General features: G+C 65.2%; 18 protein-coding genes. 5 read left to right on the top strand and 13 right to left on the bottom strand.

Going from position 1 to position 23499, the window contains the following annotated elements; all coding sequences use genetic code 11:
* Positions 1–129: 129 nt before the first annotated feature.
* The gene (locus tag ACH49N_RS34485; RefSeq protein ID WP_358278813.1) at positions 130–2148 is read right to left on the bottom strand and encodes a prolyl oligopeptidase family serine peptidase; all 2019 of its coding nucleotides are present in this window, start codon (positions 2146–2148) and stop codon (positions 130–132) included.
* A 42-nt stretch (positions 2149–2190) separates the two neighbouring features.
* On the opposite strand from ACH49N_RS34485, the gene ACH49N_RS34480 reads away from it, so the two are divergent.
* Together ACH49N_RS34480 and lpdA are read left to right on the top strand one after the other, a co-directional pair.
* On the top strand, positions 2191–3174 hold the full coding sequence (locus ACH49N_RS34480; RefSeq protein WP_358278815.1) for a membrane dipeptidase: 984 nt from the start codon (positions 2191–2193) through the stop codon (positions 3172–3174).
* A gap of 49 nt (positions 3175–3223) precedes the next feature.
* Positions 3224–4627, top strand: coding sequence for a dihydrolipoyl dehydrogenase (gene lpdA / locus ACH49N_RS34475; protein ID WP_159920700.1), 1404 nt, complete (start codon positions 3224–3226; stop codon positions 4625–4627).
* A gap of 61 nt (positions 4628–4688) precedes the next feature.
* On the opposite strand, the gene ACH49N_RS34470 is transcribed toward lpdA, so the two are convergent.
* Complete coding sequence (locus tag ACH49N_RS34470) at positions 4689–5099, bottom strand: helix-turn-helix domain-containing protein (protein WP_358277169.1); 411 nt, start codon at positions 5097–5099, stop codon at positions 4689–4691.
* 117 nt (positions 5100–5216) lie between these two features.
* On the opposite strand from ACH49N_RS34470, the gene ACH49N_RS34465 reads away from it, so the two are divergent.
* Positions 5217–6074: an SDR family oxidoreductase gene (locus ACH49N_RS34465; protein ID WP_358277171.1), complete on the top strand. Its 858-nt coding sequence runs from the start codon at positions 5217–5219 to the stop codon at positions 6072–6074.
* 10 nt (positions 6075–6084) lie between these two features.
* Here ACH49N_RS34465 and atzF read toward each other — a convergent pair whose 3' ends face one another.
* The 3 genes from atzF to ACH49N_RS34450 form a co-directional block, all read right to left on the bottom strand.
* Positions 6085–7836, bottom strand: coding sequence for an allophanate hydrolase (atzF, locus tag ACH49N_RS34460; protein ID WP_358277238.1), 1752 nt, complete (start codon positions 7834–7836; stop codon positions 6085–6087).
* A 5-nt stretch (positions 7837–7841) separates the two neighbouring features.
* Positions 7842–11474 carry an urea carboxylase gene (uca, locus tag ACH49N_RS34455; protein WP_358277173.1) on the bottom strand — a complete coding sequence of 1211 codons (3633 nt, stop codon included), beginning with the start codon at positions 11472–11474 and terminating at the stop codon, positions 7842–7844.
* Between the two features lie 80 nt (positions 11475–11554).
* On the bottom strand, positions 11555–12991 hold the full coding sequence (locus ACH49N_RS34450; RefSeq protein WP_358277175.1) for a TIGR00366 family protein: 1437 nt from the start codon (positions 12989–12991) through the stop codon (positions 11555–11557).
* Between the two features lie 156 nt (positions 12992–13147).
* Here ACH49N_RS34450 and ACH49N_RS34445 point away from each other — a divergent pair, with 156 nt between their 5' ends.
* The gene (locus tag ACH49N_RS34445) at positions 13148–13765 is read left to right on the top strand and encodes a GyrI-like domain-containing protein (RefSeq protein ID WP_358277177.1); all 618 of its coding nucleotides are present in this window, start codon (positions 13148–13150) and stop codon (positions 13763–13765) included.
* Between the two features lie 28 nt (positions 13766–13793).
* Here ACH49N_RS34445 and ACH49N_RS34440 read toward each other — a convergent pair whose 3' ends face one another.
* The 8 genes from ACH49N_RS34440 to ramB all read right to left on the bottom strand — a co-directional run bounded on the left by ACH49N_RS34440 (position 13794) and on the right by ramB (position 21588).
* On the bottom strand, positions 13794–14327 hold the full coding sequence (locus ACH49N_RS34440) for a carboxymuconolactone decarboxylase family protein (protein ID WP_159920172.1): 534 nt from the start codon (positions 14325–14327) through the stop codon (positions 13794–13796).
* Between the two features lie 104 nt (positions 14328–14431).
* Positions 14432–15130, bottom strand: coding sequence for a GntR family transcriptional regulator (locus tag ACH49N_RS34435; RefSeq protein ID WP_358277179.1), 699 nt, complete (start codon positions 15128–15130; stop codon positions 14432–14434).
* A complete protein-coding gene (gene urtE / locus ACH49N_RS34430; RefSeq protein ID WP_250772799.1) occupies positions 15130–15843 on the bottom strand; it encodes an urea ABC transporter ATP-binding subunit UrtE in 714 nt (237 codons plus the stop codon). Before urtE ends, ACH49N_RS34435 begins: the two co-directional genes overlap by 1 nt.
* The gene (urtD, locus tag ACH49N_RS34425) at positions 15830–16675 is read right to left on the bottom strand and encodes an urea ABC transporter ATP-binding protein UrtD (protein ID WP_358277181.1); all 846 of its coding nucleotides are present in this window, start codon (positions 16673–16675) and stop codon (positions 15830–15832) included. Before urtD ends, urtE begins: the two co-directional genes overlap by 14 nt.
* Positions 16672–17790: an urea ABC transporter permease subunit UrtC gene (urtC, locus tag ACH49N_RS34420; RefSeq protein WP_358277183.1), complete on the bottom strand. Its 1119-nt coding sequence runs from the start codon at positions 17788–17790 to the stop codon at positions 16672–16674. Before urtC ends, urtD begins: the two co-directional genes overlap by 4 nt.
* Positions 17787–18671 carry an urea ABC transporter permease subunit UrtB gene (gene urtB / locus ACH49N_RS34415; protein WP_109327729.1) on the bottom strand — a complete coding sequence of 295 codons (885 nt, stop codon included), beginning with the start codon at positions 18669–18671 and terminating at the stop codon, positions 17787–17789. The genes urtC and urtB overlap by 4 nt, the downstream gene beginning before the upstream one ends.
* A 40-nt stretch (positions 18672–18711) precedes the next feature.
* Positions 18712–19965 carry an urea ABC transporter substrate-binding protein gene (gene urtA / locus ACH49N_RS34410; protein WP_358277186.1) on the bottom strand — a complete coding sequence of 418 codons (1254 nt, stop codon included), beginning with the start codon at positions 19963–19965 and terminating at the stop codon, positions 18712–18714.
* Positions 19966–20175: 210 nt separating this feature from the next.
* Positions 20176–21588: an acetate metabolism transcriptional regulator RamB gene (gene ramB, locus ACH49N_RS34405; RefSeq protein WP_109327734.1), complete on the bottom strand. Its 1413-nt coding sequence runs from the start codon at positions 21586–21588 to the stop codon at positions 20176–20178.
* A 537-nt stretch (positions 21589–22125) separates the two neighbouring features.
* On the opposite strand from ramB, the gene aceA reads away from it, so the two are divergent.
* Positions 22126–23415, top strand: a complete 1290-nt coding sequence (gene aceA, locus ACH49N_RS34400; protein ID WP_109327738.1) for an isocitrate lyase — start codon at positions 22126–22128, stop codon at positions 23413–23415.
* The last annotated feature ends 84 nt before the right edge of the window (positions 23416–23499 follow it).

Genomic DNA, 23499 nt, shown 5'->3' with positions numbered 1-23499 from the left:
CGCCACCACACCCACTACGACGAACACATCGCCTGGGACCACCGCCGCATCGCCCAAGCGGCTTGACAACTTACGGCCCTGGGATGTCTAGCCGTGAGTACTTATTAACATGGGGTGGTTGAGAAGTACTCACGGGCGGGTGAGTGTGCGCCACAGGAACATGAACGTCAGCGCCGACTTGAACGCGGCCTGAGCGTTGTCCGCGGCCCCGCCGTGTCCACCTTCGATGTTCTCGTAGTACCAGACTTCGTGGCCCTGCTCCTCGAGGAGGGCGGTCATCTTGCGGGCATGGCCGGGATGGACCCGGTCGTCCCGCGTGGAGGTGGTCACCAGGATCGGTGGGTACTCGGCGGTGGCACTGGTGTTCTGGTACGGCGAGTACTCGCTGATGAACTTCCAGTCCTCGGGATCGTCGGGGTCGCCGTACTCGGCCATCCACGACGCCCCGGCCAGCAGCAGGTGGTACCGCTTCATGTCGAGGAGCGGCACCTGACACACGATCGCCCCGAAGAGTTCGGGGTAGCGGGTCAGCATGACGCCCATCAGGAGACCGCCGTTGCTTCCACCTTGAGCCGCGAGTTGCTTCGTGGTGGTGATGCCGCGCGCGACCAGGTCGCGCGCGACTGCGGCAAAGTCCTCGAACACTTTGTGACGGCCTTCGCGGACGGCCTGGGTGTGCCACGACGGGCCGTATTCACCGCCACCGCGAATGTTGGCGACGACGTACGCACCCCCGCGTTCGAGCCAGGCGAAGCCGACCGACCCGCTGTATCCCGGCACCATCGAGTTCTCGAACCCGCCGTATCCGTACAAGAGTGTGGGGCAGGGACCGTCGGCGTCGTCGCGGCGTACGACGAAGTACGGGATCTCCGTTCCGTCGTCCGAGGCGACGAAGTACTGGGACACCGAGATACCGTCGGCGTCGAAGAACGAGGGCGCCTGCTTGACAGGTTCCAGCGGTCCGCCGACGGTGCCGTAGAAAAGAGTTGCGGGAGTAGTGAATCCGCTGCTGTTGACGAAGAAATTGTCCCCGCTGCGCGCATCCGTGCTGATGACACCGCTGGCCGTGAGTTCGGGCACGCCGTCGAGCGGCTTCTCGTCCCAGCCGGTTTCGGTGGGCGTGAGCACCGACAATCTGGTCTGCACGTCCGAGAGGGTGACCAGAAGCAGGTGGTTGCGAGTCCACGTGCCCTGTTCCAGGGATGTGTGCTCGTCGGGTGTGAACAGCGGCGTCAATTCCCGCGAGCCGGCGAGATAGTCGGCGTAGTCGGTGACGAGCAGCGAACCCGCGGGAAAGATGGTGCCGTCCACCTCCCAGTCGGTGCGCGGGCGGACGGTCAGCCAGTCGCGGTAGACGGACGTTCCGGCGTCGTCGGGCGTGTCGATGCGCAACAGCGAACCGTCCGGCAACAACTCGTACCGTTCGGAGTTGTAGAAGTCGATCGATCGGCCGACGAAGTGCCGCTCGTATCCGGGAGTGTCGTCGTAGGAGGCGCCCACCGACACGTCGGTGCTCTCGCCCTCGAACACGGTGACCGCCTCGGACAATGGGGTACCGCGATGCCAGCGCTTCGCGATCCTCGGATAGCCGGAATCGGTCATCGAGCCGTCACCGAAGTCGGTGCCCACGTAGACGCTGTCCTCGTCGATCCAGCTGATGCTGGTCTTGGCTTCCGGGACGTCGAAAGGATTGTCTGTGACGAATTGCCGTGTGTCCAGATCGAACTCGCGAACCACGGACGCGTCGGCGCCACCCCGTGAGAAGGACAGCAACGCGCGCGTCTGTGCTGGGCGCAGGACACTTGCCCCTGCCCACACCCAATTCTCACCCTCGCGCTCGGCGAGTTCGTCGACGTCGAGCAACACGTCCCACTGCGGATCCTCGGAGCGGTATTCCGCCAGGGATGTGCGCCGCCAGATTCCGCGCTTGTGCTCACCGTCGCGCCAGAAGTTGTACAGATAGTCACCGCGCAGGGCGACGTAGGGAATGCGCGCGTCGGTATCCAGCAATTCCAGGATCCGGGCCTCGAGCTTGGAGAACTCCGAGTTCTCGGTGTACTCGCCGACGGTCCGCGCGTTGCGTTCCCGCACCCAGTCGAGAGACCGGTCAGCGGTGACATCTTCGAGCCAGAGATAGGGATCCGTCATGACGGCCATTGTTGCAGGAAGGCCTCGGATAGCCTCGGCGGCGTGAGTGCACCCGGGCAGTACCCGTTGTGGGAGCAGCACTGCTGCCTGCCGCTGACGCCGTCGGCAACTATCGACGAGCTCCGCCGTTACCGTCGTCCGGCCGGCAGCTACGTGTCGGTGAACATCGGGTACTCCCCGCAGGACAGGGCGGCGTCGACGGCGATCGCCGAGAACTTTCGTGCCCAGTCCGGCGGTGACATCGAGTTGGTGACGCGGCTCGACGACGTCGACGCGATACGCGGTGCCGGTGGTATCGCGCTCGCCTTCGACCTGGAAGATTCCGCCCCGCTCGACGGCGACCTCGCCAACGTGGCCCATTTTCACCGTCTGGGCACACGATCGCTGCTGCCCACGTACAACCATGCGAATGCCGCCGGGTGCGGTTGCCTCGACGCCCACGACACCGGGCTGACCGGCTGCGGCCGCGACCTCGTGCGGGAGATGAATCGGGTGGGGATGACTGTGGACGGCTCCCACTGTTCGATACGTACCGGACTCGACCTTGCCGCAGTTACCGAGCGCCCCATGATCTACAGCCACTCCAACCTGCGGCGATTGTGGGATCACCCTCGCAACATCACCGACGATCAGGCCCGCTCCTGCGCGGAGACGGGTGGCGTGATCGGGATCAACGGGGTCGGCATCTTTCTGGGTGTCAATGGGCCGGACGACCATGCCCGACGGTTGTCGGCGATGGCCGACCACATCGAGGAGGCGGTCGATCTGGTGGGTCCCGCGCACGTTGGCATCGGCTCGGACTACTCGTTCGACGCCGCGGACTTCGTCGCCGAGATCACGAACAATGCGGGCTCGTTCTCCGACGCGTATACGGCGTGGGGTCCGCTGCAGTGGGTACCGCCGGAGGATGTGCTGACTCTCGATCGCGTTCTGCGGAATCGGGGGTTCGACGAGCCCTCCATCGAGGCCGTATACGGGGGAAATTTCGCCCGTGTCGCGGCGGCAGTCTGGGCTACTGGCGGGTAACACGACCGAGGTGAGACACCGAATCCGGACGGGACTACCCTGAACAACCGTGACCTCACACTATGACGTCGTTGTCCTCGGAGCCGGTCCCGGTGGGTACGTCGCTGCTATCCGCGCGGCACAGCTGGGATTGAGTACCGCCATCATCGAGCAGAAGTATTGGGGTGGTGTGTGCCTGAACGTGGGCTGCATCCCCTCGAAGGCTCTTCTCCGTAACGCCGAGCTTGCGCATCTCTTCACGAAAGAGGCCAAGTTGTTCGGCATCACCGGTGAAGCGTCCTTCGACTTCGGCGCTGCCTACGACCGCAGCCGCAAGGTCGCGGAGGGGCGGGTCAAGGGCATCCACTTCTTGATGAAGAAGAACAAGATTCCCGAGTACGACGGCAAGGGCACCTTCACCGACGCCAACACCATCGAGGTCGCACTGACCAAGGGTGGCACCGAGACGGTGACGTTCGACAACGCCATCATCGCGACCGGTTCGACCACCAAGTTGCTGCCGGGTACCTCGCTGAGCGAGAACGTCGTCACCTACGAAGAGCAGATCATGACGCGGGATCTTCCCGGGTCGATCCTCATCGTCGGGGCCGGGGCGATCGGCATGGAATTCGGGTACGTCCTGAAGAACTACGGCGTGGACGTGACCATCGTCGAGTTCCTCGACCGGGCGCTGCCCAACGAAGACGCGGACATCTCCAAGGAAATCGAGAAGCAGTACAAAAAGCTCGGCGTCAAGGTCAGAACCGGCGCCGCGGTGCAGAGCATCGACGACGACGGCAGCAAGGTCACCGTCTCGATCAAGGACAACAAGAGCGGCGAGATCGAGACCGTCGTGGTCGACAAGGTGATGCAGTCGGTCGGCTTCGCTCCCCGCGTGGAGGGCTTCGGGCTCGAGAAGACCGGTGTCCAGCTCACCGATCGTGGTGCGATCGGGATCACCGACACGATGGCGACGTCGGTGCCGCACATCTACGCGATCGGTGACGTGACGATGAAGCTGCAGCTCGCCCACGTGGCCGAGGCGCAGGGTGTGGTGGCGGCCGAGACGATCGCCGGCGCCGAGACGCTGCCGATCGAGGACTACCGGATGATGCCGCGCGCCACGTTCTGCCAGCCGCAGGTGGCCAGCTTCGGTCTCACCGAGCAGCAGGCGAAGGACGAGGGCTACGACATCAAGGTGGCGAACTTCCCGTTCGCCGCCAACGGTAAGGCGCACGGCCTCGGTGACTCCACCGGCTTCGTCAAGCTGATCTCCGACACCAAGTACGGCGAGCTGCTCGGCGGCCACCTCATCGGCCCCGACGTCTCCGAGTTGCTGCCCGAGCTGACCCTCGCGCAGAAGTGGGACCTCACCGTCAACGAGCTGGCCCGCAACGTGCACACCCACCCCACCCTCAGCGAAGCCCTGCAGGAGGCCATCCACGGCCTCGCCGGGCACATGATCAACTTCTGATCCTCGACACGAAACGAGGCCCGCACAGATCCTGTGCGGGCCTCGTTTCGTGCATGTGCGCCTAGTTCTGGTCGGTCCGGCGTTCGGCGTACTTCTGCTGCGCCGCCCACACTTCGGGCATCCGCGACTCGACCAGTTCGATCAGGCCGACGAGTCGTCCGGCGATCTCGGCACCGAGCGGTGTCAGGCTGTATTCCACCTTCGGGGGTATCGCCTCGAGTACGTCGCGGACCACAAGTCCGTCTCGTTCGAGCGCTTGGAGGGTCTGCGACAGCATGCGTTCACTGACTCCGTCGACACGTCGGCGTAGTGCGCTGAAGCGGTAGTTGCCCTCGGCCAACGCCGCGAGCGCGAGCACACCCCATCGGCCGGTGATGGTCTGCAGGGTTTCGCGAGAGGTGCACCCGCGGGCGAAGACGTCGGCTTCCAGGTTGTCTGCGCCCTCGCGCGGTGTCTGTTCGAGCTCGGACATGCACACCACTCTACCCCTCAACGGAGAAGTGCTTACCGCCGAGCTTGCACTTACAAATAGTTAGTGCATAATGGGACGTGCGCGCTTGAAACAACAACCCTCACGCTAGGAGTTCCCATGACCATCGCCGTCACCGGTGCCACAGGACATCTCGGCCGCCTCGCCGTCGAGGCTCTTCTCGACAAGGGCACCCCCGCCGGGGAGATCGTGGCGCTCGTTCGCACACCGGCCAAGGCCGCCGACCTGACCGGCAAGGGCGTCGATGTCCGGCAAGCCGACTACAGCGACCGCGCCTCGCTCGACAAGGCGCTCTGTGGTGTCGACAAGCTGCTCCTCGTGTCGGGTTCCGACGTCGGGCAACGAGTGATTCAGCACGGCAACGTCATCGATGCGGCGAAGGCAGCCGGTGTCGGGTTCATTGCCTACACCAGCGTCCTCGATGCGCAGAAGAGCCCGCTCGGACTGGCTGCCGAGCACCGCGCCACCGAGGATCTGCTCGACGAATCCGGAATTGACTTCGCCTTGCTGCGCAACGGCTGGTACTGGGAGAACTACCTGGGCGCTGTGGCAACGGCCCGGGAGACGGGTTCCTTGTTCGGCAGCGCAGGGAACGGCATCATCGCCGGGGCCGCGCGGAAGGATTACGCCGAGGCGGCCGCCGCCGTCTTGATCGCCGACGGGCAGGCTGGAGCGGTGTACGAGCTCGGCGGTGACGAGCGGCTGACATGCGAACAGCTGGCCGAGACCCTCTCCACGGTGGTCGGTAGCCCGGTGTCGTACAAGGACCTCCCGCAGGACGAGTACGCCGCCCTCCTCGAAGGCGCCGGCTTGCCGGCACCGGTGGCGCAGATGCTCGCCGATTCCGATGCGGGAATAGCCACCGGCGCCCTCGACACGCAGAGCGGCGATCTGCAGAAGCTGATCGGCCGCCCGTCGACCCCGGTGGCCACCGTCCTCGCTGTGAGTACTTCTTAACCGCCCGCTGTTAAGAAGTACTCACGGGGCGCGAAGCGGCAAGGTAGGCCACCCAACTACCGAATTCGGTGATGTCCGTGGCCCCGTCGACCGCGTCGTGGGTGCAGCTGAAGCCCACCACGGCGCGGCCGTCGGACAGTTCGACACTGGTCAGTGCCATCGGCGCCGGAAGTGCCGCCAGGAATCGTCCCAATCCGGCGGGGGAGACTCGGAACAACTCTCCGACGATGGGTGCGCCCGCGCCGGGGCCCCGGCGCACCAGCCCGGGTTTGGGGGGTGTGGTGGCAAGTGCGGTGAGCCGGTATGCGTCGGTGGTGGTGACGGTGTCCACGAAACGGGCACCGAGGTCCTCGAGTTGGAAATGGAGAGGCTGCCCGCGCAGGTGGGCGCCGAATACGGCGAGCTCGACACCGTCCTCGACCAACGCCGGCGCGGGAACACCGGTGAGCCGGGCAGCGAGGTCGACGGCCACCTGATCGGCGAACCCGGGCACCACGAACATCACCCCGAATGGTGCACCCGCCGCCGTGGGCATGCCGGGTACCGCGACGGCCGCCATGTCGAGCAGGTTGCAGAAGTTCGTGTAAGTGCCCATTCGCCGGTTGATGTCGATCGGCTCGGCCTGGACCGCTGCGATGGTCGGGTGCTCGGTGGTGGTCGGCAGGAGCAGCCCGTCGAAGCCGGCGAGGAGGTCCCGGGTCTGCGCCTTGACGCGAACCAGTGTGTCGAGGTCGGCCACCAACTCGTGCCCTGCCGGCCGCCTCGCGGACCCGACGATGGCGGTCACCACCGGATCCGCCCCGTCAGGCGCCGTGTCGAGGAACCGTCCGACGGCGGTGTACCGTTCCGCGACGACCGCACCGTCGTAGAGTAGCCGGGCAGCGTCGAGCAGTGCGGAGATGTCTACCGTGTCGACGCGAAAGCCTTTGTCGGTCAATGCTTGTACCGTGTCGTCGAATGCCTGCCGGTAGTCGGCGCCGAGCGCGGTGAGGTCCTCGTCGCGCGGGATGGCGACCCGTGGCTGCGCGGGTGCCGCCAACCTCACGTCGGCCGGCCAAGCCCGGCTGCGCGGGTCCCTCGACGCCGGCCCGGCCATGATCCGTGCCGCGGCGGCGGCGGTGTCGAGTTCGGTGGCGAACACCGTGACACAGTCGTAGTCGACACAGGCGGGGACGACGCCGTCCGCGGGGATCACACCCAGTGTGACCTTGATACCGACGAGACCGTTGAAGGCCGCCGGCACCCGACCCGAACCGGCGGTGTCCGTGCCGATCCCGATGTCGGCGATGCCGAGTGCCACGGCGACGGCCGAGCCGGAGCTCGAGCCACCGGACACCCGCTCGGGGTCCCACGAGCAGCGCACCGCCCCATAGGGACTGCGCGTGCCCACCAGGCCGGTGGCGAACTGGTCGAGGTTCGTCTTCCCGAGGACGATGGCACCCTGATCGACCAGTCGGCGGACGGCGGTCGCGGTGTGGTCGGGCAGGTAGGCGAACTCGGGGCACCCCGCGGTGGTGGTCAGTCCCGCGACATCGATGTTGTCCTTGACTGCCAGGATCTGTCCGGCCAGCGGGAGGTCCTCGCCTGCAGCGAGTCTCGATTCGATGGCGGCCGCGTCGGCATAGACGTCCTCGGCGGGCCGAAGTGTGATCCAGATTTCCGGACGGTCCACCGCGGCGATCCGCCGGAAGGCGTCGTCGACGCGTTCGGTGGGCGAGAGGGTAATTCTAGTGGGCCCCAGCTTGTTGGCATCGACACTCACACTCATCAGTTCTCTGCTCCGATCACGAAGAGGGGGGCGCCGGACTCGACGATCGATCCCGGTGAAACAAGCACTTGCAGAACCGTTCCGGAGGCGGTGGCAGGCACCGGCATCTCCAGTTTCATGGCCTCGAGCACCACGGCGTTGTCGCCGAGCCGGACCCGCTGCCCGACCTCGACCTCGACTCGCCACACGCTGCCCACCAGCGGAGCTTCGACGACGACCGCACCGGGTGGCAGGTCGAGGGGCGGCTGTTCGGGGAGGGGTGGCGGTTCGACGCGGTCGTATTCACCGGACGCACGCCACGCAGACTTCTCGGCGTCGAAAGCCGCCGACTGCCTGCTGTTGAACGCTGCGATCGACTCGGCGTTGTCGGTCAGGAACTTCAGGTGATCGGCGAGTGCGAAGGTGCCCTCGGAGATCTCGGTATCGAACCGGCCCGCCACGGCCTGCTCGCGGTACTTCCGCAGTTCCTCCGGGGTCACCGGTTCCCAGACGATGCGGTCGAAGAACCGGAACATCCAGGGTGTGCCCTCGTCGAAGGGGCGGTGCTGCCGGTAACCGGACCAGATGGGTACCGTGCGCCCGATCAACTGGTAACCGCCCGGCGACTCCATGCCGTAGACGCACAGATACTTTCCGCCGATGCCGACGGCGTCGGACGGCGTCCAGGTGCGTGCCGGGTTGTACTTGGTGGTGACCAGGCGGTGCCGGGGGTCGAGTGGCACGGCCAGCGGGGCACCGAGATAGACGTCACCGAGCCCGAGGACCAGGTATTCGGCATCGAACACGGTGTCGCGCACGTCGTCGACACTGCCCAACCCATTGATGCGACGGATGAATTCGGTGTTGGAGGGCAGCCAGGGAGCCTCGTCCCGGACGCCGCTGCGGTAGCGGTCGATCGCCTCCGCGATGGAGGGGTCGTCGAAAGACAACGGTAACCGGACAGTTCGGCTCGGCACGACCAGGTCGTGCGTGGCGGGCAGCAGTTCCTCGATGTCCTGCAGGATGTCGAGTAGGCGGCCACCGGGGAGGACGTCGGGGTCGAAATGCAGGTGCAGCGACCGCACCCCGGGCGTGATGTCGATGATGCCGCGCACCCCGCGTCGCATCAACTCTTCCGACAGCGCGTGCACCCGCATCCGGAGTCCCAGGTCGAGTTGTTGTTCACCGTATTCGACGAGGATGTTGTCGTCCCCGCCGCGAAGGTATGCCACCGCGGGGCGGTTCAGGACTGGTCCGGTTCGCCCCAGAACACCTCCGTCGGCCTTGGCAGGAGTCCGGATTCCTCGCGGAACATCGAGGGCGCGAGAGGAATCGGATCGCCGAAGTTCGTGCGCATCGGATTCGGACACCGCCATGAAGCGCACCCGGTCACCCGGTCGGATCTGCCCCAGCTTCCACCGGTGGGCGCTGACGACCGTGAGTGGGCAGGCGAAGCCACCGAGACTCGGGCCGTCGGGACCGAGGAGGATCGGTGTGTCACCGGAGACGTTGAGAGCACCCACGCTGTACGGGTTGTCGTGCAGGTTCGACGGGTGGAGTCCCGCCTCGCCGCCATCGGTCCGCGACCAGGTGGGTTTGGGTCCGTCGAGGCGGAGACCCGTGCGATTGGCGTGCGTCTGCACCTTCCACGTGGTGTCGTAGAACTGCGCCATGTCGGATTCGGTGAAGTACGACGGCGCAGCCTGCGGACCCTCGGTGACCGCCAGATGCCACAGGTGAGTGCAGTGGGGACGCGACTCCTTCGGAACGGAATGTGGAGTGCCCAGGCCGCCGGTGTCGTCGACGAGTCCGAGTACGTCCCCGGTGGCAACTGCCTTACCGGTGATGCCGCCGAAACCACCGAGCGGGAAAGTGGAAGCGCTGCCGTGAAAGAGCGGTGCGTCGATGCCGCCGCGGACGGCGAGGTACGTGCGCAGACCGGTGTCGGTGGGACTGCCGATGTCGAGAACGGAACCGGCGGGCACCTCGACCGGCTCCCACAACGGGACGGCGTCGCCATCGATCGTGACCGGTGCATCCGCGCCGCCGACACAGATCAGGGTGGCATCGGAGAACTCGAGTCGCGGACCCTGCAGGGTGCACTCGAGGCCCGGTGCCCCGGCAGGGTTGCCGACGGCGGAGTTCACGAGCTGGAACGAAAGGTCGTCCATCGGTCCGGACGGCGGAATGCCGACGCTCCACAGCCCGGTGCGGCCTGGATAGTCCTGCACGGTGGTCATGGTCCCTGCCCGGAGGACGTCGATACGACGGCCCGTCGAACGGAAGTCGGTGAGAAAGCCGGTGGTATGGACGGTGTCGAGAACGTCCGCGGCAGAGCAGATTCGCCGCAGCTGCGGCAAGTTCGTCTGAATTCCGTAGATGTGCGTGTCGGACAGGGCCTCGGCCAACGCGGCGAACGCACCCGTGCGCCGATGCCCGCGAGTGATCACCTTGGCGAGCATCGGGTCGTAGTAGGGGCTCACCTCGGTGCCGGTGTCGACCCAGGTCTCCACCCGCGTGTGGGCAGGAAACTCGACTCCGGTGAGCCGCCCCGCGCTGGGGCGGTAGTCGTGGCCCGGGTCCTCGGCGTAGATCCGGGCTTCCACCGCTGTACCGACGATGTCCGGTCCGGTGTCGGGGAGGCCCTCGAGCATCGACGAATCTCCTCGTGCGAGCCGCAGCATCCACTCGACCAGATCGATACCGGTGACTTCCTCGGTGACCGGATGTTCCACCTGCAAGCGGGTATTCATTTCGAGGAACGACGCCTCGCCGCGATCCACGTCGTAGACGAACTCGACCGTCCCTGCGGATCGGTAGTCGACGGACGACGCCAGCATGCGGGACGAACTCAGCAATCGCTCGACGACGTCATCGGGCAGTCCGGGTGCGGGAGCCTCCTCCACCACCTTCTGATGGCGCCGCTGAAGCGAGCAGTCGCGTGTGCCGAGGCTGAGGGTACGTCCGAGGCCGTCACCGAAAACCTGCACTTCGATGTGCCGCGCCCGGGCGACGAAGCGTTCGAGGAACACACCGGAAGACGAGAAGTTCGCCTCGACCAATCGCTGGACGCGGTCGTACGCTTCCGTGAGGTCACCGGCGTCGAAGCAGGCCTGCATACCGATTCCGCCGCCACCACCGACTGCCTTGATGATCACCGGGTATCCGATATCCGAGGCTGCGGACAGCGCCGCATCCACCGAATCGAGGAGGCCGCTGCCCGGAACGAGCGGAACCCCTACGGCTAGAGCCTTTTCCCGGGCGGTGTGCTTGTTCCCGAAGATTCGGAGCTGTTCCGGTGTGGGACCCACGAAGGCAATGCCCGCCGACTCGGCTGCGGTGGCGAAGGCGTCGTTCTCGGAGAGGAACCCGTACCCGGGATGGATTGCGCCCGCGCCGGTGGCCAGCGCAGCCTCGACGACGGCATCGGCGCGTAGATACGACTCGGCTGCGGGAGCGGGTCCGAGTCGCACCGCCATGTCGGCCATCTCGACGTGCGCAGCCGCCACATCGGCGTCGGAATACACCGCCACCGTCTTGAGTCCCAGAATGTGCGCCGAGCGCATGATGCGACAAGCGATCTCGCCCCGATTCGCTACGAGGAGCGTGTCGAACGAGTACTCGACCGGCGGCGTATTCATCCCTGTGGACATGCTTGTATACGCTAAGGACGTCGTGTTGCGCGGAGATTTCTCGCGGTAAAGCGTGGGTTAGTAGAACCTCTCGCGCGCCGTCATGGCGTGGGTATTACCGGCGGCACGTAGTCGAAAGTCATCCCGAGTAGCCACACCAGGAGCAGAACCACCGGCAGGTGGAACATGAACTGTAGGAATGTGAATCCGACGAGGTCGCGGGCGCGCAGCTTCAGCACCGCCAGGAGTGGCAGCATGAAGAACGGATTGACGAGGTTGGGCAGTGCCTCGGCCACGTTGTAGATCTGAACCGTCCAGCCCAGATTCATCTGGACGTCGGTGGCCGCCTGCATGACATACGGAGCCTCGACCAGCCATTTTCCGCCGCCGGAGGGGACGAAGACCCCCAGCACCACGGTGTAGAGGGCGATGACGACCGCGAAACTCCCGCCGCCCCCGATGTTGGTGAAGAACTCCGCAAGGTGTTCCGAGATGGTGAGACCCCCGTTGCCCTCGGCCTCGGTGAGGATCGCGGCCATTGCGGCATAGAGCGGAAACTGGACGAGAATACCGGCCGTGGCCGGTACAGCGAGATTGACAGCTTGCAGGAACTTGCGGGGTGTCCCGTGCAGTACCAGGCCCAGCATGAGGAATACGAGCAGATATCCATTCAAACTGCTGACAACGGTGAGCACCGGCTTCGTGACGAGCTGAGAGACCAACCATCCCAGCGTCATCAGGGCGGCGAGGACCGGCAGGATACGGCTGTACTCGAGCCACTCTCCCGGCCGTGAGCGCGGCGCCACCTCGGCGGGCTGGTCGTCTACATCGACATCCAGTTCTTCGGCAGTCTTGATGGCAGCACCCCTCGGCGCGGAGAAATGCGCAATCGCCACGGTCAGCGCGGTGATAATGGCACACATGAGCAGTGACTGCCACGTGAAAATCGTGTCACCGAAGTCGAGGACGCCGGTGATCTGCAGCAGTGCCGGAGGCAGTGAGGTGGCAGTGGCCTGCAGTTGCGCAGCCGAAGAGGACATGCCGAGCGCCCACACGGCGCCCAGTCCCATGAAGGCCGCTGCGCCGAGCGCGCGATAGTCCACACGTAGATCGGTTCGGCGGGCGATCGCACGGGCCAGCAGACCACCGAAGACGAGACTGAGTCCCCAGTTCAGGAAGGACACCGACATCGACAGGAATGCAACGACACTCACCGCACTGCTGGCGGTGCGCGGCACGGTGGCCAGCCGGTCGATCAGACTGGCGACCGGTGGAGAGGTGGCCACGACGTATCCGGTGAGTACCACCATGGCCATCTGCAGGGTGAAGGCAGTGAGATCCCAGAAGCCGTCACCGAAAGCATCGACGACCGCTTGCGGGGAGGAACCGTTGGCCAGAGCGGCGACGGCCACGAGGACGACACCGGCCAGCGCGAAAACGTAGGCGTCCGGAAACCACTTCTCGGTCCAGGCGGCGAGTGACTGGGCGACCCGTGCCAGTCCTCTTTCGGAGCTGGTTCTCTGGGCAGTGTCCGTCATTCGTCGATCCCCATCTCTGTGCGATGTCCACTCGTTCGAGTTGTGACGCGGTGCGTCACGCTCAGTCGGTGGAGTATCGATGCAGACTTCAGCGCAGACAAGGCCGACATACGCAGACACCGACTGCAGAAATGCAGAAACAGGAAAGGCGTCACCGTGGACAAGTACGACTGCAAGAAGGAGCGCAAGCAGCTCTACGCGCCGAGCGCCGGAGGGTTCGCTCTGGTCGACGTCCCGGAGTTGACCTATATCGCAGTGGACGGACATGGTGACCCGAACACCTCACCCGAGTACGCCGCGGCCGTCGAGGCACTGTATGCCACCGCGTACACGATCAAATTCGCCAGCAAGAATATTCGCGGTCGCGATTTCGTCGTCGGTCCGCTCGAAGGTCTGTGGCGTGCCGCCGACCCACGCAGCTTCATTACCCGCGACATGGACAGCTGGGCCTGGACCATGATGATCGTGCAACCCGACTGGATCACCATGGCCGACATCGAGGATGCGCGGTCGGCGGTCGCCGCCAAGAAGGAGCTTCCCGCTCTCGATTTGCTGCGCCCGCTCACGTTCATCGAAGGCGTAAGCGTGCAGATCCTGCACCTCGGCTCCTACGACGACGAGGCGCCTACCCTCGCCCGACTACACGACGAGTTCATGCCCGAGCACGGACTGGTCTTCAACGGCGATCATCACGAGATCTACCTCAGCGACCCCCGGCGGACGGCACCGGCGAAACTCCGGACGGTTCTCCGGCAGCCCGTCCGCCCGGCGTAGCGAAGGGGAGTGGACCGGACCGCGGCGTCTACGTGTAGTCCCGCTCGATCCGCAATGTGCCGATGGTCGTGGCCAGCGCGTCGTATTGCGTGACCAGGAAACAGAACTCGATCAGCTGGCGGTCGTCGAAGTGGGCGCTGAGCGCCGACCACGCTGCATCGTCGAGATTGTCGGTGGTGACGAGTTGGTCGACGGCCGTGAGGATGGCGCGGCGGCGCACATCCCAGCCCTCGGCGTCCGGACCGTCGAGCACCTGCTGGAGAAGGGCCGGGGTGACGCCGGCGCGGCGTCCGAGACGGACGTGGTGATCCATCTCGTACCCGCACTTCCGCAGATGAGCGACGCGGAGAATGATCAATTCGGTCTCGTGCCGGGAGATCTTTCCACCGGGCATCAACTTGCTGGAGTAGCGCAGCCACGCCCGGAACAGGCCCCTCGCGCGGCCGACCGTGCTGAACAGATGCGCGTCGGGAACACCGGCGACGGTCGAAATGATCCGCCACAACACCCAGTTGACCGGTCCGAGCTCCTTCAGCCGTCCTGGTGGAATGCGTGCGCTCATGCCGCTCCCTTCCGTCGAGACTGTGTTACCGAGCGGTAGCAAGACGCTAGCACTCGCTCGGCTTCCCGGTCGAGAAAGGGAGCCCGCGCGAGGGGAACGCGGTCTCAATCCCGGACGGCCCACGCCATCCGCGCCAGCGAAAGCGCCTGTTCGGCGCGTTCGATCACCACTTCTCGCGACTCGCTGATGTGCGCCAGCAGGGTGTCGTAGGCGGCATCGAGTTTGCGATCCAGGGTCAGTTCTGCCACCGCGATGTGCTCGTCGATGGTCGCAGTCATGCGGTCGGGGGTGAGGTAGTCGAACATCCGCACCGGTCGTACCTTCGCATTCACGTTGACGAGGGCGTCCGACAACGCTGTGTTGCCCGCGGCCCGCAACAGAACGGTGTGGAACTGCTCGTCGAGTGCCACGAACCCAGCGTCGGGCTCCGGCGTGTCCTTGCGCAGGGCGTACCACTTGTCGAGTTCGGGTCCCAGGACGTCGGAGTCGTGCTGCCTCGACTCGTCGTCCCTGACCCGCGCGATGCCCTGCAGTTCGAGTGTGATGCGGAGTTCGTAGAGCCCGGCGAGTTCGTCGATGCGCGGACGGTACGGAAAGAGCCCACCCACATCGCGTTGCACGAGCCCGTCCGCCAGCAGACGAGCCAGGGCCTCCCGTACCGGCGTCCGGGACACGCCGTACGTCTCGGCGAGGCGTTCCTCGCCGAGACGCTGTCCGGGCGGAATTCGTCCGCTCATCAGGTCGGTCCGCAGCGCGAGGTACACCTGGTCGCTGAGTGGACCGGCTGATTCTCGGCGAGCCATCAGATGGCCATTGCCGCGCGGACGTCGGACACCGCGGTACGGACGTCGGTCTCGGGTGCGGCGCCACCGGCACCCGACGACGTGACCCGCCCCGACTCGAGCACGTAGTAGCGCTCCGCCGATTCGAGCGCGAAGCCGATGTGCTGCTCGACGAGCAGGACGCCGAGCCCGCCCCGACGCGTGAGCTCCATGATCGTGCGTTCGATCTCCGCGACCACGGACGGCTGAATGCCCTCGGTCGGTTCGTCGAGAATCAACATCTTCGGCTCGGTGATGAGCGCCCGGGCAATGGCCAGCTGCTGACGCTGACCACCCGAGAGGAGACCGGCACGTCGGTCGAGAAGGCCACGCAACGCGGGAAAGAGATCGAGTGCCTCCCCGATGAGCTCCTTTCCGCGCTTGCGGCCGTCGGCAACCACTTGGAGGTTTTCGGCGGTGGTCAGCTGCCCGAACGACTGCTGGCCCTGCGGGACGTACGCGAGGCCGCGCGCCACGCGGGCGCTCGGGCGCAGCGCCGTGACGTCCTCACCGTCGAACAGCACCCGCCCGGAAGCGACCTTGATCAGTCCGACCGCAGCCCGCAGAAGCGTCGTCTTGCCCGCGCCGTTGTGACCCATCACCGCTGCCACGCCGTCCGACGGCACCGTCAGCGAGACCCCGTGGATTACTTCGGTCCGGCCGTACCCGGCCCGGATGTCGTCAAGCTCGAGCATCGCTGTCCTCCTTCGAAACCTCGGGCTGCAACTCGGGAGCGGCGCCGGCGGCGGCGGTCCCGAGGTACACCTCCTGCACGCGCGGGTCTGCCTGCACCTGTTCGACGGTGCCCTCGCTCAGCACCTTTCCGGCGTGCAGCACGGTCACCGACGTGGCGAACGCGCGCATGAAATCCATGTCGTGCTCGACCACGACGACGGTCCGCTCACCGCCGATGCGACGCAACAGGTTTCCCGTCTCTTCCCGCTCCTCGGAACTCATCCCGGCAACCGGCTCGTCGAGCAGGAGAACCGAACAGTTCTGCACCAGCAGCATCCCGATCTCGAGCCACTGTTTCTGCCCGTGCGCGAGAATCCCGGCCGGGGTGTCGCGGAGGCTGCCGAGACCCGTGACCTCGAAAGCCTCCTCGATGGCGGGGAGCACCGTCTTGCGGCGGCGCAGCAGTGTGAGTGCCGAGCGGCCCGCACCCGCGGCGATGTCCAGATTCTGGAGAACCGTCAACTCCTCGAACACACTCGCAGTCTGGAACGTGCGTCCCACCCCGAGCCGGGCGATGCGGTGCACCTTCTTACTGATCAGCTCGACACCGGACTTGGTGACCGATCCCGTCGCAGGGACGAGCCCGGTGATGGCGTCGACAAGCGTGGTCTTGCCCGCACCGTTGGGTCCGATGAGGAACCGCAGATCACCCTGCAACAGAGTGAGATCGACACCGTCGACAGCCTTGAACCCGTCGAAGCTGACGCGTAGATCGCGCACCTCGAGGTACTCGCTGGACATCCCGGCGTTGCCGCCGAGCACAGGTTCCTTGGACGTGGTGGACGTGGTCATCGCGCCATCTCCATTCGTTCCGTCGACTCCGTGTCGTCCTCCGGTCCGGGCGAGGAAGGTTCGTCTGGGGACGCCTTCTGCCTGCGTTTCAGCAGTGCGAACACGCCGGCGACACCGGCCGGGAAGAATCCGACCACCACGATGAACAGCAGGCCCTGGGCGTAAATCCATCCGGAGGGGAAGGACTCGGAGAAGGCACTCTGCGCCCACGCGACACCGATCGCACCCAGAACCGGACCGAGAAGGGTGGCGCGGCCACCGATGGCGACCCCGATCAGGAAGGCGATCGAGGGAACGATTCCGACGTCGGCGGGGGAGATGATGCCGACGATCGGCACGAACAGCGCACCCGCGATCCCGGCGAAGAAGGCGGCGGTCACGTAGGCGACGAGCTTGATGTTCGCCGGGTCGTACCCGAGGAAGCGGACACGCTCTTCCTGGTCACGGACGGCGACGAGCAGTTCACCGTAGCGGCTGTTCATCAGTTGCCGCACGATCGCCACCACCGCGAGGAGAACACCGGCGGTGATGAAGAAAAGCATCTGCTTGTTGGCGGGATCGTTCAGGTTGAAACCGAAGAAGGTGCGGAACCGGTTGAGGCCGTTGCTGCCGCCGGTGGTCTGTTGCCCGACGAGCAGGATCGCGAACGCGGCAGCGAGTGCTTGACTGAGGATCGCGAAATACGCTCCCTTCACCCGGCGTTTGAACACGCCGAGACCCAGCGCGAAAGCGACGAGTCCGGGGATCAGCAGAACGCCCAGCACCGTCACGACCGGCGACGTGAACGGCACCCAGTAACCGGGCAGGGCGCGGATACCGGCAATCTGCATGAAGTCGGGCACGGTGTCGCCGCGGAGTTGGGCGTCGGAAATCTTCAGATGCATGGCCATCATGTAGGCGCCGAGCCCGAAGAACACGCCCTGCCCGAGGGTGAGCATCCCGCCGCGGCCCCACACGAGGCCGATACCGACCGCGACGATCGCGAAGCACAGGAACTTCCCGAGCAGGCTCAACCGGAAATCACTGAGAACGGCAGGGGCGGCGACGAACAGGAGAAGGGCGGCGAGCGCGAAGCCCGCCCACGCACGGTAACGGCCACTCGTCAGGATGCTCATACGAGACTCCTCGTCTTGACGGCGAACAGGCCCTGTGGCCGAACCTGGAGGAACACCACGATGACCACGAACACGATGACCTTGGCGATCGACGCCGTGGTCGAGTACTCGATGAACGAGTTCAGCAGGCCGAGCGCGAACGCGGCGATCACCGCACCCTTCATCTGCCCCAGACCGCCGACCACGACCACCAGGAAGGCGTCGATGAGGTAGCTCTGACCGATGGTCGGGCTGGTCGAACCGATCAGGGTGAGCGCCACACCCGCGACACCGGCGAGACCGGATCCGATAAAGAACGTCGTCACATCGGTACGGCGACTGGAGATTCCACTCGTTTCGGCCAGATCGCGGTTCTGCACGACCGCCCGTATACGACGTCCCATCGACGATCTCTTCAGTGCCAGCGACAGCGCCACCACCGACGCAACGGCGAGCACGAGGATGAACAGACGTGTCTTGGGGACCACCGCTCCTAAGATCTCCACACCGCCCGAGAGCCACCCCGGTGCGACGACGTTGACCGCCGGCGCACCGAAGATGTCCCGCGCGAGCTGCTGCAGGATCAAGCCCACACCGAACGTCACCAACAGGGTGTCGAGCGGCCGGTGGTACATGCGTTTGACCAGAGTGACCTCGAGGAGGACGCCCATGGCACCACCCACCACGAAGCCGACGAGTAGAGAGACGAACAGGGATCCGGTGGCGCTCGAGATCACCTGCTGCACCACGTAAGCCGTGTACGAGCCCGCCATGATGAACTCGCCGTGGGCCATGTTGATGACGCCCATCTGACCGAACGTCAATGACAGTCCCAGCGCTGCGAGCAACAGGATGGATCCGATACTCAGCCCGGTGAACAACTGCCCGATCACTACATCCATGGATGCATGTCCTCTCTCCCTCTACTCGTCGGACGTGGTACTAGCTACCGAGCGACTCGGCCCAGGGGTAGGACGTCAGGTACGGGTCCGGCTCGATCGGGGTGCCGGAATCCCACACCGTGTAGATCAGGCCGTCTCCCCGGATCTCACCGATTCGGGCCGTCTTGCTGATGTGGTGGTTGGAACCGTCGATCGTGACCTTTCCCTCGGGGGCGTCGAACGTCACTCCGTCCGCGTTGGCCTGAATGTCAGCCGTAGCAAACGAATTCGCCTTCTCGACGGTGTTCTTCCACAGATAGACGGAGGTGTAGGCGGCTTCCATCGGGTCCGACGTCGGCTTGGCGGCGCCGTACCGCGCCTTGTACGCGTCGACGAACGTCTTGTTCTCCGGCGAATCGATGGTCTGGTAGTAATCCCAGGCCGTGAGCTGGCCTTCGATGTTCTGGACCCCGATACCGCCGACTTCCTCCTCGGCGATCGACACCGACACGACGGGCATGTTTTGGGCGGTCAGCCCCACGTTCTTGTACTCCCGGAAGAACGCGACGTTCGAGTCTCCGTTGAGCGTGTTGAACACGGCATCTGCGTCGGCGGAGCGAACCTTGTTGATGATGGTGGAGAAGTCGGTGGAACCGAGCGGCGTGTAGTCCTCGCCCTTGATCTCGATGCCGTTGGCCTCGGCGTAGGCCTTGATGATGCGGTTCGCGGTCTGTGGGAACACGTAGTCGCTACCCACCAGGTACAGCGACGTGACGCCCTTCTCCTTCAAGTAGTCGAGGGCAGGAACGATCTGCTGGTTGGTGGTGGCACCCGTGTAGAAGATGTTCTTCGAATCTTCGAGACCCTCGTACTGGACGGGGTAATAGAGCAGGGAATTGTTGTCCTCGAACACCGGAAGCATCGCCTTGCGGCTCGACGAGGTCCAGCCGCCGAAAACTGCTGCGACACAGTCGCTGCTGATCAGCTTCTCGGCCTTCTCGGCGAACACGGTGGGTTCCGAAGCGCCGTCCTCGGCCACGATCTGAATCTTCTTGCCGAGCACGCCGCCCGCGCTGTTGATCTCGTCGACCGCGAGCGCGATCGAATCCCGGACGGTCACCTCACTGATCGCCATGGTGCCGGACAGCGAGTTCAACGACCCGACCTTGATCGTGTCCCCGGAGGTGTCCACGCAGGATGCCGCGGTGGACTCCGTGGCCGTGTCGGATGCCTTGCTGCCGCAACCGGTCAGCACGAGCCCGATCGCGGCGAGCGCGGTCGGTGCAGCGAGGGCGCGCTTGGAGAAGGTGCGCATGTACGGGCCTTTCCGTCGGAGGAGGTGGGGAACCCCGTATTCCGGAACGGATGTATCCGCCCCACGTATACAGAGGTGTATTCGTGGGGCGAACATTAAGCCGCGGTTGTTGCGCCTGAATGTCTGTCGGTGACGTGTTCGTGTCGCGAATTACAGACGTGTGAACAAGCGCTCACAGCGGCAGCGGTGCGCGGCGGAAAGTGCAGTCTGTCACCGAATGAGGTAGGGGGACACCGAACTGCGGTGTTCGCTGATGTCGAGTTGCTTGCCCAGGGGCGGAAAAGCCCGTTGTGGGCAGTTGACCCGCTCGCACACCCGGCAGCCGGCTCCGATCGGCGTCCCGGGATTCGACTCGTCGAGGTCCAGTCCGTCGCCGTAGACCAGGCGGTGCGCGTGTCTGATCTCGCAGCCGAGCCCGATCGCGAAGATCTTGGCAGGCTGCCCGTAGCGGGCGGCGCGACGCTCGACGGTGCGAGCGACCCAGAGGTACCGGCGGCCGTCGGGCATCTGCGCGATCTGGTTCATGATCTTGCCCGGATACGCGAACGTCTCGTAGACGTTCCACAGCGGGCAGGTGCCACCGCTCGTGGAGAAGTGGAAGCCTGTGGCGGATTGGCGCTTCGACATGTTCCCGGCGCGGTCGACGCGCACGAACATGAACGGGACCCCGCGCAGCTTCGGCCGCTGCAGGGTGGAGAGGCGGTGGCAGACCGTCTCGTAACTGACCGAGTAGAACGCCGACAGGCGCTCGATGTCGTAACGGAAATCCTCGGCGACGTCGTGGAACTGCCCATAGGGCAGCACGGTCGCGGCGGCGAAGTAGTTGGCGAGTCCGAGCCGGGCCAGCGCCACCGACTCGTCGCTGGTGAAGCCGCCCTCCGCCACCATCTTGTCGAGGAGGTCGCCGTACTCCAGGTAGGCCAGTTCGGTGGCGAACTTGAACACCTGCTGCCCGCCCGAAAGGTGCGGCGAGATCTCCAGCACCCGCGACTCGGGGTCGTACCGGTGCAGCACGTTCTCGCCCAGGTCGATGCGGCGAACGATCTGTACGTCGTGCACCGTTTCCAGCCTGCGGGCGATCTCACCCCCCACGTCGCCGCGGTGGAAACGCAGGCGGGCGGTGAGCTCTTCTGCAGCAGTATCGAGCTCGTGGAGGTAGTTCTGACGCTGGTAGAAGTAGTCCCGGACCTCTTCGTGCGGCATTGTGATGGAACCGCTGCCGCTGCCGTCGCTGAACCGGTCCTCCGTGGCCGCCGCCAGCTGCGCGGTGGTGTTGCGGAACCGGCGATGCATGTTGACCATGGCCTTCGCCAGGCCTGGATGCGACGCCACCATGTCCGCGATCTCCTGAGCGTCGGCGTCGATACCCATCTCCTGATCGAGGGCAACCTCCCGCATCTCGGCGATCAGGCGGGTGTCGTCCTGGGAGGCGAAGAAGGTGGTGTCGACGCCGAACACCTCGCTGATGCGCAGCAGAACCGGCACGGTGAGCGGCCGGACGTCGTGCTCGATCTGGTTGAGGTAACTGGCGGAGATTTCCAGCGTCTTGGCCAGTGCTGCCTGGCTCATGCCTCGTTCGGTGCGGAGCTGACGCAACCGGGTACCGACGAAGGTCTTCGACATTTCCCCAGCCTACGAACGGTTCGCGGGGTTCGCAAGAGGGGCTTCGCAGCCTTCGCGGGTGCCGTGGTCCCGGGGCGAATGTACCTTCCGGCGCTGTGGACGCGCCGAAAGGTACATTCGCCTCCGACGCCGGGGTCCGGCCATCGGACGCGAGCGCGGTAACGGCCGCGAGCGCGGTATCCGCCCCGATCGGTGATTGCCATCACAACGGTTCGTCGGGGGGTGTGCCGCTGCGGGAAAGGTGCGGGCCGCAGGGGCGCAATTACCTGTGTACGAGGGGTTGCGTGCATTGTGTTCGCGACCTGCACGTTCTTACTACTGGCGGGTATCTTTCCTCGCCGACAGGGCAGGTCATGACCCATTCCTTCTTCGCAAAGTTTGCAAGGCGCGGTGAAAAGCTAGCGAAGATTGGCAGTAGCAACAGGTAGACGGCACTTTTTGTGTGTGTCATTCTCGATGAGTAACTAGGAAGGGCCTGGCAAGGATGTGAAGCAGTACATCCGTACCGGACCAGCAGATCGAAGAGATGGAGTCTTGATGTCGACCACCGGCACCCCGAAGACCGCAGCTGAGATTCAGCAGGATTGGGACACCAACCCGCGCTGGAAGGGAGTAACCCGCAACTACACGGCGGAGCAGGTCACCAAGCTCCAGGGCACCGTTGTCGAAGAGCAGACCCTCGCACGCCGTGGTTCCGAGATCCTCTGGGACCTCGTGAACAACGAGGACTACATCAACTCGCTGGGCGCGCTGACCGGCAACCAGGCCGTTCAGCAGGTTCGTGCAGGCCTCAAGGCCATCTACCTCTCCGGCTGGCAGGTCGCCGGTGACGCGAACCTGTCCGGACACACCTACCCGGACCAGAGCCTCTACCCGGCCAACTCGGTTCCGCAGGTTGTGCGTCGCATCAACAACGCGCTGCTGCGCGCCGACGAGATCGCCAAGGTCGAGGGCGACACGTCCGTCGACAACTGGCTCGCCCCGATCGTCGCCGACGGTGAAGCCGGCTTCGGTGGTGCACTCAACGTCTACGAGCTGCAGAAGGCCATGATCGCGGCCGGTGTCGCCGGTTCGCACTGGGAGGACCAGCTCGCGTCGGAGAAGAAGTGCGGCCACCTCGGTGGCAAGGTGCTCATCCCCACGCAGCAGCACATCCGCACCCTGACCTCGGCTCGCCTCGCGGCCGACGTCGCGGACGTTCCCACCGTGGTCATCGCACGCACCGACGCCGAGGCCGCAACCCTCATCACGTCGGACGTCGACGAGCGCGACCAGCCGTTCCTGGACGGCACCCGCACCGCCGAGGGCTTCTTCGGTGTCAAGAACGGCATCGAGCCCTGCATCGCTCGCGCCAAGGCTTACGCGCCGTACGCCGACCTCATCTGGATGGAGACCGGCGTGCCGGACCTCGAGGTTGCCAAGCGGTTCGCCGAGTCCGTGCGCAGCGAGTTCCCCGACCAGCTCCTCGCCTACAACTGCTCGCCGTCCTTCAACTGGAAGGCGCACCTGGACGACTCGACCATCGCGAAGTTCCAGAAGGAGCTCGGCGCGATGGGCTTCAAGTTCCAGTTCATCACCCTCGCCGGCTTCCACTCGCTCAACTACGGCATGTTCGACCTGGCCCACGGCTACGCCCGCGAGGGCATGACCGCCTTCGTCGACCTGCAGGAGCGCGAGTTCAAGGCAGCCGAGGAGCGTGGCTTCACCGCCATCAAGCACCAGCGTGAGGTGGGTGCCGGCTACTTCGACAGCATCGCCACCACGGTCGACCCCAACACGTCGACGGCAGCTCTGAAGGGTTCCACCGAAGAGGGTCAGTTCCACTGATCCTTGTCCACAACAAGGATTCGACCGATCACGGTGTGACCTGATCAATCCCGACCCCCGGGAGGGGCCTGTTCCAGGGCCCCT

Source organism: Rhodococcus sp. NPDC019647, assembly GCF_044389235.1.
GTDB lineage: Bacteria > Actinomycetota > Actinomycetes > Mycobacteriales > Mycobacteriaceae > Rhodococcus_F > Rhodococcus_F oxybenzonivorans.
Note: the sequence above shows the minus strand (reverse complement) of the source record. Positions and strands in the feature narration are given on the sequence as shown.